Consider the following 12,949-nt stretch of genomic DNA (forward strand, 5'->3'; position numbering starts at 1 on the left):
AGAGCGCCACCCCTTTCCTAAGACGTATCCTGTTCGTTGGAGAGCATTCAATGGCCGTTGTCCTCCGTCTTGCCCGCGCGGGCGCCAAGAAGAAGCCGTACTACCACGTGGTCGCCACCGATTCCCGCAACCCCCGGGACGGCAAGTTCATCGAGGCCGTGGGCGCGTACGATCCGAACCTGGAGCCGCCGAAGGTGGAGTTCAACGAGGAGCGCCTCAACTACTGGCTGAAGACGGGCGCGACGCCGTCTGAGACGGTCGCGGACCTGATCAAGGTCGCCGGCAAGGCCAAGCCCGCTCCCGCGGTCTGAGCCACGCCCGCGTGGACGTGGAGCAGCTACTCAACTATCTGGCGCGGGCCCTGGTCGATCATCCTGACCAGGTCAGCCTGCGCATTTCCGAGGCGGAAGGGGCCCGGCTCTTCGAGCTGAAGGTCTCCGCCGAGGACGTTGGCAAGGTCATTGGCCGTGACGGGCGCACCGTGAATGCCCTCCGGACGCTGCTCAATGCCGCCGCACAGAAGTCCGGGCAGAAGGTCCGCCTGGAGATTCTCGACGACCGGCGCAATGCGGCAGGCGCTCCGGATTCCACGCCGTGACGACCCCTCCCCTCCTGGAGTTGGGCTACGTCTCGCGCGCTCACGGGATGCGGGGCGAGGTCGCCATCCGCGCGTTGGATCCGGCGTCAGAGACGCTCGACACCGTCGACCGCATCTGGGTGCGGACGCGCGCCGGTGTGGAGCGGGAGATGCGGCTGGAGGCGCTCCGGCCCACGCCCAAGGAGGACATCGTGGTCCTCGAGGGCGTGGCGTCGCGGACCGACGCGGAGGCGCTCGTGGGCTCCAAGGTGTTCGTCTTCCGCGAGGACCTGGAGCCGCCCGCGGAGGGTGAGTTCTTCCAGGGTGACCTGGTGGGGCTCGACGCCGTGGACGCCAACGGGAACGCGCTGGGCCGGGTGGAGGAGATCTGGGCCACCGGCGAGGTGCCCAACCTGGTCATTCGCGCCTCCGGGCGCGAGGAGCTGGTGGTGCCCTTCGCGGACGAGTTCGTCCCCTCCGTGGACCTCGAGGCGCGGCGCATCGTCATCCGTCCACCGGAGTACGTGGAGGCGGGACGCAAGGGCGCCCAGCCGGGTGGAGGCCCGGAGGACGCGGAATGAGCCCACCGTATCCGGTGGAGATCCTCACGCTGTTCCCCGGAATGGTGTCCGGTTACCTGGGCGCCAGCATCCTCGGGAAGGCCCAGGAGAAGGGCCTGCTGGTCACCACCATCACCGACATCCGCGAGTACGCCGAGGGCAGGCATCGCGTCACCGACGACGCGCCCTACGGCGGCGGCGCCGGCATGGTGATGAAGCCGGAGCCCCTGGTCGCCGCGATTGAGGCGGCCAGGACGCGGCATCCGGGCGCCCGGGTGCTGCTCATGAGCCCCCGAGGGCCCACCTTCACCCAGGCCACGGCGCGTGAGCTGGTCCGTCACGAGGCGGGCCTCATCCTGGTCTGCGGCCGCTACGAGGGCGTGGACGAGCGGGTGATGGCGCACCTCGACGGGGAGCTGTCCATGGGTGACTTCGTCCTCACCGGCGGCGAGCTGGCGGCCATGACGGTGGTGGACGCGGTGGCGCGGCTGGTGCCCGGCGTGCTGGGCAACGTGGACTCGTCCGTCACGGAGAGCTTCGAGGAAGGCCTGCTGGAGCATCCCCACTACACCCGCCCGCCTGTCTTCCGGGGCGTCGAGGTGCCGGCCGCGCTTCAGTCCGGCGACCATGCCCGGATTGCCCGCTGGCGCCGCTGGAAGTCGTTGGTGCTCACCCAGACGCGCCGCCCGGACCTGTATGCCGGCGTGGAGTTGTCGAAGGCCGACCAGAAACTGCTGGCTCGGCGGGAGGAAGAGCTGTAACCCTGAGCGTTGCTAGCGGGTTGGATCATCTGGGCTTGTCCGACACCGCTCTCTCTGTTAGTACGGCCCGCTCTTCACGCGACCATCGCGTCAGTTCAAGTTTTCCGGAGTTTGTCATGCGCAACGCCGCCATTCAGCACATCGAGGCCAAGTTCCTGCGCCAGGATGTCACCGTGTTCAACACCGGTGACTCCGTGCGCGTCCACTGGAAGGTCAAGGAGGGCGAGAAGGAGCGCGTGCAGGCGTTCGAGGGCATCGTCATCCGGAAGACCAAGGGCGCCCACCGCGCCACGTTCACGGTGCGCAAGCTCTCCTTCGGCGTCGGCGTGGAGCGCGTCTTCCCGCTGCACAGCCCCCGCTACGAGAAGATCGAGGTCCTGTCGCGCGGCAAGGTGAACCGCAAGCGCCTGTTCTACCTCCGTGAGCTCAAGGGCAAGGCGGCGCGCGTCGACGTCATCGAAGAGCCGAAGCCGGCCAAGAAGGCCGCCGCGGCCTCCTGAGCGCTTCCCGCGCCTGGGCAGTGAAAAGGAGCGTCCGAACCCGGACGCTCCTTTTTTCATTCGCGCTAACATGCTCGGGCCATGCAATTCGCCGAAGTCGCCGTCCAGAACGTCCGCGGTTTCTCTCCCGCCGGTCGCTTTGCCCTGAAGGCGGGGTACCTCGTCCTCAAGCCGCCCTCGGCGGAGTCGAGCCCCCTGGCGGGCTTGTCGCTCGCGCTGCTCTTCGCGGACGGGCGCGGCAGTGACGCCAGCTTCATTGCCGCCGGTGCGAAGTCGGGCAAGGCGGCCCTGACGTTCGTCGGAGTGGATGGGGTGACGTACCGCGTGCTGCGCGACCTGGGCGGCTCCGGGACGCTGCACCGGATGAACGCCACGACGCAGCAGCCGGAGCTCGTCTCGTCGGACGCGTCGGAGATCAGCCAGTTCCTTCGCGGACAGGCGGGACTTCCGCCGAAGACCACGTTCGAGCAGGTGTACTGCCTTCAGCCCGCGCAGCTTCCCTCGCGCCGCCCGAGGAAGCCCGCTGCCGCCGCGGCGAAGGTGGACCCGAAGACGTCCGGCAGGTTTCCGTCGCTCGCGTCCGCGTCCACGGTGCTGCCCGCGGAAGACATCCCCGCCGCCGAGGCGAAGCTGCGCGCGCTGGAGCAGGAGCTGGCCGCCTCCACGGAGGTGGACAGCCTTCAGTTCAAGGCGGACGGCGTGGCCTCCCAGATCTTCGACGCCGAGCAGAAGCTGAAGGGCACCGAGGGGCTCAAGGTGGCCATCTCCGAGGCCGAGGCCGCCTGGCGCGCGGCGCCGACGCCCGAGTCCCTGGGGCTGCCCCAGGACATCGTGAATCGCCTGAAGCGCCACCCCAAGGTGCTTGCCCGGCGTGACGAGGCCCTGGCGCGCCTCAACGCGGACCGGGAGAACGAGGCGGAGGCGCGTCCCGTCGCGGTGCCGCCCCTGACGCGGAACACCGGGTTCTGGGCCGGCCTGGGCGCGGGCGTGCTGTTCCTGGCGCTGGCCGTGGGCCTGGGCTTCGGTGTGGACCGGACCTTCCGCTATCTGGCGCTGCTGGACATCCCGGCCTTCGGCGTCGCCGCCTTCCTGGCGCTGCGCTACGTGGATGACCTGCAGAAGGCCACGCGTCACGGCAGCAAGGAGAACCGCTTCGACATCCGGGAGAAGAAGATCCTCGAGGAGTACGAGGCGGAGGCGGCGCCGCTGCGCATGGCGCAGAAGGCGCTCGAAGTGGAGGAGCTGGAGGACATCGCCCCGGCCTTGGAGCGCAAGGAGCTGCTGGGCGCGCGCGTCGCGGAGCTGCAGGACCAACTGCAGACGATGGAGTCGGATCCGGACTACCTCGCGGCGGCCGCCCAGGTGCAGTCGCTGAAGGCGGAGGCGGAGGCGCTCAACGACGAGCTGACGCAGAAGGGCACCTACGTCCGCGACGTGCGCGAGGTGGAGCGTGAGCTGGGGCGGCTGAAGGAGTCCATCGCCCTGGCCAAGGCGCCTCCGCCACCGGCCGCGCCGGGCCCGGATGGTTCCGTGCCCGTGGAGTCGCTGGAGGACCCGTCGCCCGTGCTGCTGTCCCAGGCGGCGGACGTGTTCACCACGGACATCCTGTCCGTGCAGGCGATGCTGAAGGAGCGGTGCGTCCAGTACCTCACCGCGCTCACGGACCGGCGGTACCAGGGCATCGAGTGGGACCGCGAGGGCAAGGCCTTCGCCCTGACGGCGGGCCGGCGGGTGCCGGTGGGCGAGCTCCCCGCGAAGGACCTGGACCTGTACTACCTGGCCCTGCGGCTGACGGTGGTGGAGAAGGCGAGCGCCCGCGTGAAGCGCCCCTTCCTCCTGGAGGACGTCTTCACGGGAATGGAGGAGGTGAAGCTGCCCCTCATCGCCCGGATGCTGAAGCACCTGGGCACGCTGACGCAGGTGCTGCACGTCACCTCGCACCCGGGCTTCGCGCAGATGTCAGACGGCCCCGTTAACGTCTGAGGCGACGTGGCGGGTTGCCTCCATGCGGAGGGCCGTCAGGGGAGGGGTGGATGCGACGGGCGGCGGCGCCGGCTGAGCGGCGGGAGTACGGGAATGCGGGGGAGGAGGCGGCGGTGCGCTTCCTGGAAGCGCAGGGGTGGCGGGTGCGGCATCGCAACTGGACCTGCCGCTTCGGGGAGCTGGACGTGGTCGCCGAGCGTGGCGACCTGGTGTGCTTCGTGGAAGTGCGGATGCGCTCCACGGCCACCTGGGGCGACCCCTCCCACAGCGTGTCTTTCGCCAAGCAGCGCCGGGTGGTGAAGGCGGCGCTGCGTTACCTGTTCGCGCATGACCTGCGCGGACGGATGCTCCGTTTCGATGTGATTTCGGTGGTGGGGCGCGGGGAGCGCGCCACCGTGGAGCACATCCCTGGCGCCTTCGACGCGGGGATGTGAGAGGACGACGCCATGGCTGGAACGCTCTATCTGGTGGCGACGCCCATCGGGAACCTGGGGGACGTCACGTCGCGCGCGTTGGAGACGCTGCGCGCGGTGCGCTTCATCGCATGTGAGGACACGCGGCACTCGCGGGTGCTGCTCGACCACTTCGGCATTGGCGGGAAGGACCTGGTGAGCCTGCCTGCCTTCGCGGAAGGGCAGCGAGCCGGGCGCATCCTGGACCGGATTGGGGAAGGGGAGGACTGCGCGCTCGTGACGGACGCGGGCAGCCCCGCCATCAGCGACCCGGGCGAGAAGCTGGTGGCCGAGGCGCTGGAGCGCGGCTTGACGGTGGTGCCGGTGCCAGGCCCCACGGCCCTGGTCGCGGCGCTGAGCGCCTCCGGGCTGCCCACGGGGCGCTTTCACTTCCTGGGCTTCGTCCCGCGCAAGGGCGCCGAGCGCCGGGCCATGCTGGAAGAGGTGGCGCAGCTGTCCGCCACCCTGGTGCTCTATGAGTCCCCACGCCGCCTGTCGGAGACGCTGCCGGACCTGCTCGACGCCTGGGGCGACCGGCGCGCGTGCGTGGCGCGGGAGCTGACGAAGCTGCACGAGGAGTTCGCCCGGGGCACCTTGTCCGAGCTGGCCGCGCGCTACGCGGTGGAAGCGCCCCGGGGCGAGGTGGTGGTGCTGGTGGAAGGCCGCACCGGCGAGACGCGCTGGTCCGAGGAGGAATTGCGCCGGGCCCTGGAGGAGGGGCTGTCTCGCGGCGAGAAGCTCAAGGCGCTGAGCACCGAGCTGGCCCGCCGCGCGGGCTGGGCCGGTCAGGACGTCTACCGGCTGGGGCTTTCGCTGAAGCGCTGAGTCCGTCAGGTGGGCGCCGTCACCGGCGCCCACCCGGGCCCCGCTAGAAGCTGAACGTGGCGCTCAGGTCGAAGCGGAACGTGGTGCTCTCCACCGCGAGGAAGCGGCGGGACACCAGGTCGTAGCGCCAGTCGAAGTTGGGGTTGAGCTCGGGGGAGCCGGGCTGCAGGTCCACGGCGCCGTCGTTGTTCACGTCGCGCCCCGGCTCCTCGGCGGTGAGGGCGTGGTTGGTGTTGTAGAGGAACATGCCGGACGCGCGAATCTGGAAGGCCTTCGACGGGTTCGCGGTGACGCCCAGCATGCCACCCACCTGGAAGTAGTCCTCGGAGGTGAGCAGCTTGCGCAGGGCGGCGCTCAGCTCGTTGTAGTAGCGGCCGCTGCCCACGTAGTTGCCGATGCCTCGGACGTCCAGGGCGAAGCGCTGCGACTTCGCCGGCCGGTTGAAGGGCACCAGCTCCACGCCGAACAGCATGCCCGCGGTGTGAGGGGCGTTGATGCCCGTCTCCTTGCGGTTCCACGGCCCCTGGAAGCAGTTGCCCGGGGCGCCCAGGTTGTCCGGGTTGGACTCGGCCTGGGCACAGTTGGAGTAGGCACCCGGGCCGCGCACGGGGATGGTGTAGTGCGCCTTGAAGTACGGCTCGGCCGCGCCGAGGCGGCGCGAGAAGGCCGTGTAGAGCTGGTACTTGTGGACGCGGTCGCCGATGTTGCCGCGGCTGTCCGGATTCGTCGTGTCCGCGGCCGCGTCACGCAGCTTTGCGGTGGGGGCCTCGTACTCCAGGCCGACAATCCAGGTGGGCTTTGTCTCGTCCTTCTCCTGGTTGAAGAAGGCGTAGGCCAGGCCGAAGCGCATGTTGCCCAGGCCGCCGCGGAAGCTCTCCTGCGGCACGTCGAACAGGGCGTTGGGCGGTGCCGAGCCATCCAGACAGCCCGGGATGACGGAGCCGTTGGCGTTCAGGCAGTTGTTGGTGATGGTGGACGTCTCGGGCGACGAGTTGGACGTGAAGTCCCAGCGCTCGTTCTGCGAGAAGACGACGGGCAGGGCGAAGGAGAACTCCAGGTCCCTGTAGAGTCCGACGGACAACTCCAGGTTGAGCCGGGCGTCCACGCCCTTGTACCAGAGCTCCGTTGCATCCACGCGGCCCCCCGGTTGCCCGGCGGGGGCCAGCTGTTCGCGGACAATCTTCGCGCGGTTCTGCGTGCGCTCGAAGCCGACGTCGATGAAGAGGTCGAACGGGTCGTCCTCCTCGAGCGACGACGCAATCCGGGTGATGTCCGCCGCGCTGGCGGCGAACGGCGCGCCCAGCGTCAGCGCGGCAAGTACGACGCGAAGCCTGTGCATCCGACCTCCGACGGCAAATCTCCCCGGCCTTCCGGCAAGCCCGGGGGGCTTCCAGCTAGCCGTGCCGTCGAAGGAGTGTCAAGAAACGGGTGGCATTTACTTGCCGGCCACCACGGACGCGCTCAGCAATCCGTCCATCCGGCGCATCTCCGCCTCGAAACCCGGCCGGTGCTGCGCGGCCAACGCGCGGCGGAAGGTCTTGTGCTGGTCGTAGGGGTCCAGCACCCGGTCATCCTGCGTCATGAGCTGGTAGTGCAGGTGGGGGGCGAAGCTGCGGCCCGTGTTGCCGCTCTTGGCGATGACCTGGCCCACGGAGAACCGGGCGCCCGGCTTGACGCTCTTGTCCACCTCGTCCAGGTGGAGGAACAGCGCGCGGCGACCCTTGCCGCCCGACTCCACCAGCTCGATGCAGTTGCCGTTGCTGCGGAAGTTCCAGTTCTTCCGCTTCACCACGCCGTTGAAGGGGGCTTTGATGGGCGTGCCCACCGGGGTGCGGAAGTCCACGCCCTTGTGCCGGCGTCCGTCGCGGAGCAGGGACGTCACCTGCTCGTAGTCGTCAATGGGGGAGCGCTCCAGCCGCAGCTCCAGCTCGTCGCCGCCGGACAGGTAGTACCGGGCGTTGGGCTCGCCGTCGGCCTGGTAGCGATACGCGCTCATCGTCTTGCCCAGCTTGGCGCTGGTGAAGCGCACCGCGTGCACCAGGGGCTCCTCGTTGGTGCGGCGCTGGAAGAGCACCTCCAGCGTGTCACCGCGCAGGATTTCCCCGGGCACGGCGACCCACCACACCAGGGTGCGCGTCACCACCTGCGCCAGCGCCGGGCCCACGTCGGAGCCCGCGGCGTTGACGAGCGCCGTCTCCAGGGGGCCGTTGATGCTCACCGACACGCGCTCCAGGCCCGCGGCCTTCACCGGGTCCGTGGGTACGGGCGCCGGCGTGGGCGCCGCGGCGACGGTGCCCGCGTCGGGGACGGCGTTGGGCCGCTGGGCCGCGGCCTCTTCCGTCGCCTGAACCATCCGCTGCTTCCACCACCACACGCCGCCGGCGGCACCGCCGAGGATGAGTGACACGGCGACCACCGTGCCGAAGGGACTGCGCTTCGGAGGGGCACCGAGGGTGGGAAGGTTCGGCCGCATACAAGCTCCCTGAGTTGAAGTGGCTGGGCGGGCCCGGAACCGACGCGCGCGAAGCGGAATTCCGCCTCCTCGCGGTCTATTCGTCCGAGCCGTCTTCCAGCCCGTCGGGTGTGGTGTCGCGCAAGCCAAACTCCTTCATCTTCGTCTGGAGTGACTTGCGGCTGATTTGAAGCAGCCGAGCGGCCCGGGTGACGTTGCCACCCGTCTCCTCGAGCTTCTTCACGATGAGGTCCCGCTCGAGCTCGGCGGCCTTCATCCGGACGATGTCCTTCAGGCCGACTTCCCCCGTGGGAACGTCGATGGAGGCCACCGCGCTGGCCAGGTTGGCGCCCGCCTGGACGCTCGTTCCCTGGCGGACCGGCTCCGGCAAATCACGGGCGGTGATGAGGGGCCCGTCCGCGAACAGGAGCACGCGCTCGATGAGGTTCTCCAGCTCGCGGATGTTGCCCGGCCACGCGTAGCCCTGGAGCAGGGCCATGGCGTCGTCGGCGATGCCTTCAATCTTCTTGTTGAGGCGCCGGTTGTACTTCTCCACGAAGTGCCGGGCGAGCATGGGGACGTCGGTGCGGCGCTCGCGCAGGGCGGGCAGGGAGATGGGGACCACCGCCAGGCGGTAGTAGAGGTCCTTGCGGAAGCGGCCGGCCTCAATCTCCGCCTGGAGGTCGCGGTTGGTGGCGGCCACGAGCCGCACGTCCACGCGCGTCGTCTTGATGCCGCCCACGCGCTCGAACTCGCCCTCCTGGAGCGCGCGCAGCAGCTTCACCTGCATCTCCACCGGAATCTCGCCAATCTCGTCCAGGAAGAGGGTGCCCTCGTCGGCCAGCTCGAAGCGGCCGGGCTTGGACGTGACGGCGCCGGTGAAGGCCCCGCGCTCGTAGCCGAAGAGCTCGCTCTCCAGCAGCGTGGCGGGGATGGCGGCGCAGTTGATCTTGATGAACGGCTTGTCACGGCGGCTGGAGGCCCCGTGCAGCGCGGTGGCGATGAGCTCCTTGCCGGTGCCGCTCTCCCCGGTGATGAGCACCGTGGACGGCGTGTCCGCCACCTTGTCGATGATCTTGTAGACCTCTTGAATCGTCGACGAGTCGCCGATGATGGCCGCGCGCGCCTTCACGTCCGGGCGCACGGAGCGGCGGGCGCTCTCGTTCGTCTTCGCGGCCTTGGCGACGACGGAGGACAGCTCCGCCTGGTCGAAGGGCTTGGTGATGTAGTCGAACGCGCCCGCCTTGATGGCGTCCACGGCGGAGTCCACCGTGCCGTGCGCGGTGATGATGATGACGGGGACGTCCGGGTTGGCGGCGCGGATGGTGCCGAGCACCTCCATGCCGCCCACCTTGGGCATCACCAGGTCCGTCACCACGATGTCCGCGCCGTTCTTGTGGAACTCGGCGAGCCCCTGCTCGCCGTTCTCCGCCACGGTGACGTCGAAGCCGTCCCGGCGCAGCATCGCGGCGAGCACCTTGCGGAGGTTCGCCTCGTCGTCGATGACCAGGACCTTGGCCATGGTGGGAGTCGTGACCGCGGGCGGCCGGAACTAACGACGTTCCGTGGCGCCAGCGCCCTCCAGGGTGCAGATGGCGTCCGGGTGCTTGATGCGCAGCAGCAGCGCCTCCAGCACGCGGAACGGGTGGTTCATCCGCGAGGCGCCCAGGTACGCCGCCACCATGTCCATGGACACCGCGAGGTCCATGTTCTCCCGGCCGGTGGACACCACCACGCCAGAGTCCCCGCGCAGGCGGTTGGACTGGTAGACGCCGTCCGACGCGAGCTGGCGGATGGTCTCGATCTCCAGCACGCCCGTCTTCTCGTAGATGCGGTGCAGCTGCGAGTACAGCCGCGGCGACAGGACGACGGCGTAGGGGCCGAAGTGGCCCTGCTCGTTGAGCTTGCGCGTGGCCTCGACGATGGCCTGGAACCCACCACCCGACGACGTCCAGTCACCCAGCGGCACCGTGAGCCGGCCGTTGGCCGTCATCAGGCCTTCGTAGCCCAGGCGCGCGTCACCGTAGAAGATGAGCTCGTCTTCCTGCTGCGCGCACAGCGCGGCGGCGCCGGCGGCGGCCGACACGTCCAGCGGCATGTTGTGCGTGCGCGCGGCCTCGATGTCGCGCCAGTGCAGCAGGAAGTCCTTGTAGATGATGGGGATGGTCTTGAACTTGCGAGCATCGGTGAAGACCATCGCGGTCTCCTGCTCGCCGACGATGTCCACGGCGCCGGGCGACACGCCCTGGAACTCGTCGTAGGGCACCGTCTGCACCCCGGCGCCCAGCGGCCCGTAGATGTCCAGGATGCGCCGGCCCACCAGCGAACGCCGGGCGACCTGGATGACAGTCTCGTTCAGACGCGCCCACTCCTCTTCGCGGAGCGGGTTCTCGGCATGTCCAAGGAAGTCAGGCATGAAATGGGGCTCCAGGGGCATCGACTTGAAAGGGGGGAAGAATGCTTCAGCGACCGCTGCCGGAACCACCGCCGCCCCGGCGCAGCGAACCCACGGTGAGCGGGTGCGACTCCACGGCGGGCGGCGGCGCGGGCAGGCCGTACAGCAGCCGCTGGGGCGGCAGGGACGTTGGCGGCTCGGAGGGGAGCCGGCCATGGCGGCCATTGACGGAGAACGCCGGGCCGTCCGGAGCGGGCACCTGGACGGTGGCGGGGGCGGGCGCCTCGGCGGCCTGGAAATGACCGGGGACGAAGGGCTTGGCGAAGAGGTCGTTCTGACCACTGTCCAACATGCGGAGCATGTGAACGGCTTCGGAGACGTGCTCCTTCTCCTCGGCGGCCAGGTGCTGGAAGAACGCGCGGACCTCCGGGTGGGAGGCGGCGCGAGCGAAGGCTTCGTACTCGTTGATCGTCTCCAGCTCACGTGCCAGCACGAGGCGGATGCGCGCCACGTCGTCCAAGTCACTGTCGGGAGGGCCGGCCATTGAAACGGACCCTTGCAATCCAGGGGGTTCGGCGTCAAGCGAAACAGGGAGACGGGGTTTCAGGCTTCATGCCACCGAACGGCCCGCGTAGAGTCCGCCGCTCTCGTGACCACGTCCTCGCCCGAGTCTTCGCCCCCTCCGGTCGCGCCACTCGCGCCTCCTCGTCCCGAGCGCTCAGGAGGCGGCGCCACGCTGGTGGCCGCCGGCATCCTTGCTTCCCGGCTGATGGGCCTGGTGCGCGAGCGCGTCTTCGCCCACTACCTGGGCAACGCGGAGGCCGCGGCCGTCTTCAAGGCGGCGCTGCGCATTCCCAACTTCCTGCAGAACCTGTTCGGCGAGGGCGTCCTCTCCGGCTCGTTCATTCCCGTCTACGCGCAGCTCCTGGGCCGCAAGGACCCGGAGACGGCGGACCGGGTCGCGGGCGCCGTCTTTGGCATCCTGTCCCTGGCCACGGCGGTGGTGGTGGCGCTGGGCATGGTGTTCACCCCGTTCCTGGTGGATGTCATCGCGCCCGGCTTCCAGGGCCAGGAGCGGGAGCTGGCCGTCCACCTGGTGCGCATCCTCTTCCCCGGCACGGGCATGCTGGTGCTGAGCGCCTGGTGCCTGGGCATCCTCAACAGCCACCGGCGCTTCCTCCTCTCATACCTGGCGCCCGTCGTCTGGAACCTGGTCATCATCGCCGCGTTGGTGGCCGCGGGAGGCCGCTCCGAGGAAGCGGCGTTGGTCTCGGTGCTGGCCTACTCAGTGGTGCTGGGCAGCTTCCTCCAGTTCGCGGTGCAGGTGCCCTCCGTCCTCAAGTTGCTGGGCCGCTTCCGCCCGACGCTGTCGCTGGCGGCGGAGCCCGTGCGACAGGTGCTGAAGAACTTCGGGCCGGTGGTGCTGGGGCGCGGCGTGGTCCAGGTCAGCGCCTGGGTGGACACGGCCTTCGCGTCGCTCATCTCCAACCGCGCGCTGTCCTCGCTGCTCTACGCGCAGACCCTCTACCTCATCCCGGTGAGCCTCTTTGGGATGGCGGTGTCCGCGGCGGAGCTGCCGGAGATGTCGCGCGCCACGGGTGAGGGCGCGGACGTGGCAGCGAAGCTGCGCCAGCGCATCGACGGCGGCGCACGCCGCATCTGTTTCTGGGTCGTCCCATCCGCGGCGGCCTTCCTCTTCCTGGGCGACATGGTGGCGGCGGCGCTGCTGCAGACAGGGCGCTTCGACGCGGCGGACTCGCGCTACCTCTGGTACCTGCTCATGGGGGCGGCGCTGGGGTTGGTTGCCTCCACGGTGGGCCGCCTCTATTCCTCCGCCTTCTACGCGCTGAAGGATCCAAAGACGCCGCTGCGCTTCGCGGTGGTGCGCGTGCTGGTGGGCACCCTGGGCGCATGGGTGCTGGGCCTGCGGCTGCCAGGATGGCTCGGCGTGCCGCAGCACCTGGGCGCGTTGGGCCTGACCCTGGCGAGTGGTCTTGTGGCCTGGTTGGAGGCCGGGCTGCTGCGCCGCAAGCTGGTGAAGCAGTTGGGGCCGGTCGGCGTGCCGTCAGGGCTGCTGCCTCGCTTGTGGGGCGCCGCCGTGGTGGCCGGAGTGGTGGCGGTGGGCATCAAGATGGGCCTCACCTCGCTGCTCGGGCCGATGCCCGGCGTGACGGCGGAGTGGGGGGGGGCCTTTCTCCTGCCGCCGCGCCTGCACCCCGTCCTGGGCTTCGCCGCGGTGGCGCTCCCGTTCGGTGCCGTCTATTTCGGCATGTCGGCGGCCCTGGGCATCCCGGAGGCGGGAACGGTGTTGCGCAAGGTGGGGCGGAAGCTGCGCCTGGTGCGCTAATCCATTGGAATTGCTTGACTCCTTGCCTGGCAAACGGCCGTCGTTTGGCGTTGCAATCATCAGGTGGGGGATGCTCTGACGCGGTGCCTCCGTTATG

The 12,949-nt window shown here is 69.5% G+C and carries 14 protein-coding genes; 9 read left to right on the top strand and 5 right to left on the bottom strand.

The window, feature by feature from the left end; all coding sequences use genetic code 11:
- The first annotated feature begins 50 nt into the window (after positions 1-50).
- The 8 genes from rpsP (at position 51) to rsmI (ending at position 5,658) form a co-directional block, all read left to right on the top strand.
- Positions 51-311, top strand: coding sequence for a 30S ribosomal protein S16 (gene rpsP, locus KGD87_RS06920; RefSeq protein WP_002640623.1), 261 nt, complete (start codon positions 51-53; stop codon positions 309-311).
- Between the two features lie 11 nt (positions 312-322).
- Positions 323-598: a KH domain-containing protein gene (locus KGD87_RS06925; protein WP_284666694.1), complete on the top strand. Its 276-nt coding sequence runs from the start codon at positions 323-325 to the stop codon at positions 596-598.
- Entirely contained in the window at positions 595-1,158 is a 564-nt protein-coding gene (gene rimM / locus KGD87_RS06930) for a ribosome maturation factor RimM (protein ID WP_284666695.1), read from the top strand. The genes KGD87_RS06925 and rimM overlap by 4 nt, the downstream gene beginning before the upstream one ends.
- The gene (gene trmD, locus KGD87_RS06935) at positions 1,155-1,898 is read left to right on the top strand and encodes a tRNA (guanosine(37)-N1)-methyltransferase TrmD (protein ID WP_284666696.1); all 744 of its coding nucleotides are present in this window, start codon (positions 1,155-1,157) and stop codon (positions 1,896-1,898) included. The genes rimM and trmD overlap by 4 nt, the downstream gene beginning before the upstream one ends.
- 116 nt (positions 1,899-2,014) lie before the next feature.
- Positions 2,015-2,398: a 50S ribosomal protein L19 gene (gene rplS, locus KGD87_RS06940; protein ID WP_163782362.1), complete on the top strand. Its 384-nt coding sequence runs from the start codon at positions 2,015-2,017 to the stop codon at positions 2,396-2,398.
- An 81-nt stretch (positions 2,399-2,479) separates the two neighbouring features.
- On the top strand, positions 2,480-4,381 hold the full coding sequence (locus tag KGD87_RS06945) for an ATP-binding protein (RefSeq protein WP_284666697.1): 1,902 nt from the start codon (positions 2,480-2,482) through the stop codon (positions 4,379-4,381).
- Between the two features lie 50 nt (positions 4,382-4,431).
- Positions 4,432-4,815, top strand: coding sequence for a YraN family protein (locus tag KGD87_RS06950; protein ID WP_284666698.1), 384 nt, complete (start codon positions 4,432-4,434; stop codon positions 4,813-4,815).
- 12 nt (positions 4,816-4,827) lie between these two features.
- Positions 4,828-5,658 (top strand): 16S rRNA (cytidine(1402)-2'-O)-methyltransferase, encoded by an 831-nt coding sequence (rsmI, locus tag KGD87_RS06955; RefSeq protein ID WP_284666699.1) that lies wholly within the window; start codon positions 4,828-4,830, stop codon positions 5,656-5,658.
- Between the two features lie 43 nt (positions 5,659-5,701).
- On the opposite strand, the gene KGD87_RS06960 is transcribed toward rsmI, so the two are convergent.
- The 5 genes from KGD87_RS06960 to encB all read right to left on the bottom strand — a co-directional run bounded on the left by KGD87_RS06960 (position 5,702) and on the right by encB (position 11,049).
- On the bottom strand, positions 5,702-6,997 hold the full coding sequence (locus KGD87_RS06960; RefSeq protein ID WP_284666700.1) for a hypothetical protein: 1,296 nt from the start codon (positions 6,995-6,997) through the stop codon (positions 5,702-5,704).
- A 96-nt stretch (positions 6,998-7,093) separates the two neighbouring features.
- Positions 7,094-8,260, bottom strand: coding sequence for a peptidoglycan DD-metalloendopeptidase family protein (locus tag KGD87_RS06965; protein ID WP_284666701.1), 1,167 nt, complete (start codon positions 8,258-8,260; stop codon positions 7,094-7,096).
- Positions 8,208-9,632 carry a sigma-54-dependent transcriptional regulator gene (locus KGD87_RS06970; RefSeq protein ID WP_284666702.1) on the bottom strand — a complete coding sequence of 475 codons (1,425 nt, stop codon included), beginning with the start codon at positions 9,630-9,632 and terminating at the stop codon, positions 8,208-8,210. Before KGD87_RS06970 ends, KGD87_RS06965 begins: the two co-directional genes overlap by 53 nt.
- A 30-nt stretch (positions 9,633-9,662) precedes the next feature.
- A complete protein-coding gene (gene encA, locus KGD87_RS06975) occupies positions 9,663-10,526 on the bottom strand; it encodes an encapsulin nanocompartment shell protein EncA (protein ID WP_163785885.1) in 864 nt (287 codons plus the stop codon).
- Between the two features lie 46 nt (positions 10,527-10,572).
- Complete coding sequence (gene encB, locus KGD87_RS06980) at positions 10,573-11,049, bottom strand: encapsulin nanocompartment cargo protein EncB (protein ID WP_284666703.1); 477 nt, start codon at positions 11,047-11,049, stop codon at positions 10,573-10,575.
- Positions 11,050-11,154: 105 nt separating this feature from the next.
- On the opposite strand from encB, the gene murJ reads away from it, so the two are divergent.
- Positions 11,155-12,852 (top strand): murein biosynthesis integral membrane protein MurJ, encoded by a 1,698-nt coding sequence (gene murJ, locus KGD87_RS06985; protein ID WP_284666704.1) that lies wholly within the window; start codon positions 11,155-11,157, stop codon positions 12,850-12,852.
- Positions 12,853-12,949: the final 97 nt, after the last annotated feature.

Source organism: Myxococcus sp. SDU36 (assembly GCF_030168875.1).
Classification (GTDB): Bacteria; Myxococcota; Myxococcia; order Myxococcales; family Myxococcaceae; genus Myxococcus; species Myxococcus vastator.

Bases quoted from the DNA above. Each gene is read 5' to 3' on its own strand.
- rpsP (WP_002640623.1), top strand. From the start codon at position 51: ATGGCCGTTGTCCTCCGTCTTGCCCGCGCGGGCGCCAAGAAGAAGCCG.
- trmD (WP_284666696.1), top strand. From the start codon at position 1,155: ATGAGCCCACCGTATCCGGTGGAGATCCTCACGCTGTTCCCCGGAATG.
- rplS (WP_163782362.1), top strand. From the start codon at position 2,015: ATGCGCAACGCCGCCATTCAGCACATCGAGGCCAAGTTCCTGCGCCAG.
- KGD87_RS06945 (WP_284666697.1), top strand. From the start codon at position 2,480: ATGCAATTCGCCGAAGTCGCCGTCCAGAACGTCCGCGGTTTCTCTCCC.
- KGD87_RS06950 (WP_284666698.1), top strand. From the start codon at position 4,432: ATGCGACGGGCGGCGGCGCCGGCTGAGCGGCGGGAGTACGGGAATGCG.
- rsmI (WP_284666699.1), top strand. From the start codon at position 4,828: ATGGCTGGAACGCTCTATCTGGTGGCGACGCCCATCGGGAACCTGGGG.
- KGD87_RS06960 (WP_284666700.1), bottom strand. From the start codon at position 6,997: ATGCACAGGCTTCGCGTCGTACTTGCCGCGCTGACGCTGGGCGCGCCG.
- KGD87_RS06970 (WP_284666702.1), bottom strand. From the start codon at position 9,632: ATGGCCAAGGTCCTGGTCATCGACGACGAGGCGAACCTCCGCAAGGTG.
- encA (WP_163785885.1), bottom strand. From the start codon at position 10,526: ATGCCTGACTTCCTTGGACATGCCGAGAACCCGCTCCGCGAAGAGGAG.
- encB (WP_284666703.1), bottom strand. From the start codon at position 11,049: ATGGCCGGCCCTCCCGACAGTGACTTGGACGACGTGGCGCGCATCCGC.